At 70.6% G+C, this 2,968-nt stretch carries 1 protein-coding gene and 1 pseudogene; both read left to right on the top strand.

Translation table 11 applies throughout. The annotated features are described in order from the left end of the window. Positions 1–134, top strand: a pseudogene (locus OEZ60_RS22000) (D-glycerate dehydrogenase); the annotation flags it as partial. Then, positions 134–2,830, top strand: coding sequence for a phosphoenolpyruvate carboxylase (locus OEZ60_RS22005; protein ID WP_263340984.1), 2,697 nt, complete (start codon positions 134–136; stop codon positions 2,828–2,830). The pseudogene OEZ60_RS22000 and the gene OEZ60_RS22005, both read left to right, overlap by 1 nt. Positions 2,831–2,968 lie beyond the last annotated feature (138 nt).

The raw sequence follows: 2,968 nt of genomic DNA on the forward strand, positions 1-2,968 counted from the left end.
GCGCCGACAACCTCGTCATGCTCCCCCACCTCGGATCCGCAACACGCCAAACCCGCGAAGGAATGGGGTTCCGAGTGCTCCAAAACCTCACCGAATACTTCCAAGGAAAAACACCCCAAGACAAGGTTGCGTGATGAAACTCGCCGAACCGCATGTGAGCCAGACAGACCCCGCCCCCGCCCAGACCGCCGCGTCACGCGAGCTGCGCGACCTGCTCCACCGCCTCCTGATGCAAGTGGTGGGGCGGAGGGCCCCGGAAGTCGCAGACTGGCTCACGGCGGGCGGCACCGGCCCGATCCCGGCCGGGCCGATGGCGGTTCCCTATCTTCAGGCACAGAACATCTGGTTCCAGCTCCAGAAGATCGCCGACGAGAACGCGCGCATCCGCGCCCGCCGCCGGACCGAGGCCGAGGAGGGCCCCGACGCGGTGCCCGGCTCCTTCGCCGCCGCCTTCCAGCGGATCGGCCAGAGCGGGCTCGGCCGGGGCGCGATCGACGCCGCGATCGGCAAGCTCGCGGTGGTGCCGACGCTGACCGCGCATCCGACCGAAGCGAAGCGCGTCACGATCCTCGAGATCCACCGCCGCATCTACCGCAAGCTCGTCGAGCTCGAGACCCATCGCTGGACCCCGCGCGAACGGGCCCGCCACGGCGACGAGATCCGCGCAGAGATCGACCTTCTGTGGCTGACCGGCGAACTCCGGATCGAGCGGCCGAGCCTCGAGGACGAGATCGCCTGGGGCCTGCAGTTCTTCCGCAACTCGATCTTCGACGCGGTGCCGCAGCTCTTCGACCAGTACGGTGACGCGCGCGAGCGGCATTTCCCCGGCGCGGCGACGCCGGTCCGGCCCTGCATCCGCTTCCACTCCTGGATCGGCGGCGACCGCGACGGCAACCCGAACGTCACCGCCGAGGTCACGGCGCGGGCGCTGGTGATGGGCCGCGACGCGGCAATCGCCTGTCATCTCGACGGGCTGCGTACCGCCGCGCAGCGGCTCTCGATCTCGCGCCGGATCGCCGACATTCCGGCGCCGACGCTCGCGGCGCTCGGCGCGCTCATCGCCCGGAGCGGGGCGGCCGCGACGCTAGAGGCCCGCAATCCCGGCGAGGTCTTCCGCCAGGCCGTGAGCGCGATCATGATCCGGATCGAGGCGACCGGCACGGGCGGCGCCGCCGCCTATGCGGCACCGCATGCACTCGTCGACGATCTCATCGTCGTCGAGACCGGGCTGGCCGCGATCGGGGCGGACGACCTTGCGGCGCAACTGATCCGCCCGGTGCGCTGGCGCGCCGAGGTCTTCGGCTTCCGCGCCACCTCGCTCGACGTGCGGCAGAACTCGACCGTGATCAACGCGGTCCTTGCCGAGGTCTGGGCCACGCTCGGGATCGCCGCCGCGCCGGAAACGGCGGACGGGGCGGCCGCGCTGCGCCGGGCGCTTGCGGCCGACGAGGTGCCGGTGGTCGACCGGGCCGCGCTCGGGCCGGTGGCGCTGGAGCTTCTCGATCTTCTCGCGCTGATGCAGCAGCCGGGCCGCGACCCCGAGGCGTTCGGGCCGTTCATCGTCTCGATGAGCCGCTCGGCCGAGGACATCCTCGCGGTCTATCTCCTCGCCCGTTACGCGGTGGCGGGGCGCGACCTGCCCGCCGACCGGCCGGTACTCGCCGTCGTGCCGCTCTTTGAGACCATCGACGACCTGCGCGCCGCGCCGGAGATCCTCGCCGAACTGATGGCCTCGGGGGCGGCCCGCGCCGCCGCGCGGGAGCGGCGCGGCGTGGTCGAGGTGATGCTCGGCTATTCGGATTCGAACAAGGACGGCGGCTTCTTCTGCTCGACCTGGGAGCTTGAGAAAGCGCAGCGCCGGATCAGCGAGCGGCTGGCCGGGCTCGGCTACCGCACCGGCTTCTTCCACGGCCGCGGCGGCTCGGTCAGCCGCGGCGGCGCGCCGACCGAGCGCGCCATCGCGGCGCAGCCCGCGGGCACGATCGACGGCATGATGAAGCTCACCGAGCAGGGCGAGGTGGTGTCGTCGAAATACGCCAACCGCGGCACCGCGCTCAACCATCTGGAGCTTCTGGCCTCCTCGGTCCTGACCCATGCGGCGCTGTCGCCGCTCACGCGCGAGAGCGGCCACGATCCCGAGCATGACGAGGCGCTCGAGGCGCTGTCGGGCATGTCGCAGGCGGCCTATGTCGGGCTGGTGCGGATGCCGGGCTTCGTCGGCTATTTCCAGGAGGCGAGCCCGGTCGAGGAGCTTTCGTCGCTGAAGCTCGGCTCGCGTCCGGCGCGGCGCTTCGGGGCGATGACGCTCGCGGATCTCAGGGCGATCCCCTGGGTCTTCGCCTGGTCGCAGAACCGGCACATGCTGACCGGCTGGTACGGGATCGGCTCGGCGCTCGATGCCTTCGTGAAGGTGCGGGGGGGCGCGGGGGCCGGGCTTCTGCGCGACATGTTCGACCGCTCGCGGCTCTTCCGGCTGATCGTCGACGAGGTGGAGAAGTCGCTCTACCAGTCCGACATGCGGATCGCTGCCGATTACGCAGCACTTGTCGGCGACGCGGCGACGCGCGAGGCGGTCTTCGCCAAGGTCCGGCGCGAGCACGAGGCGACGGTGGCGGCGATCCTCGACCTCACCGGCCAGCGCGGCATCGCCGAGCGGTTCCCGCAGTTCCGCGAGCAGTTCGACCGGGTGCGGCCGGAGCTCGACCGGATCAACGGCCTGCAGGTCGAACTTCTGCGCCAGGTGCGCGAGGACACCAAACGCAACGGCATCTCGGTGCCGCTGATGCAATCCATGCACTGCATTGCCGCCGGCCTCGGCTGGACCGGCTGACCAAGGAGAGACTTATGGACACCGCAATCCGCGACACCGGATTTTTCACTGAACCGCTTTCCTCCCGCGATCCCGAGCTTTTCGGCTCGATCCGCGACGAGCTTGGCCGTCAGCGCGACGAGATCGAGCTGATCGCGT

This window comes from Albidovulum salinarum, from assembly GCF_025673475.1.
In the GTDB taxonomy this organism is placed as follows: domain Bacteria; phylum Pseudomonadota; class Alphaproteobacteria; order Rhodobacterales; family Rhodobacteraceae; genus Albidovulum; species Albidovulum salinarum.

Coding starts and splice junctions, on each gene's coding strand:
- OEZ60_RS22005 (WP_263340984.1), top strand. CDS start 134: ATGAAACTCGCCGAACCGCATGTGAGCCAGACAGACCCCGCCCCCGCC.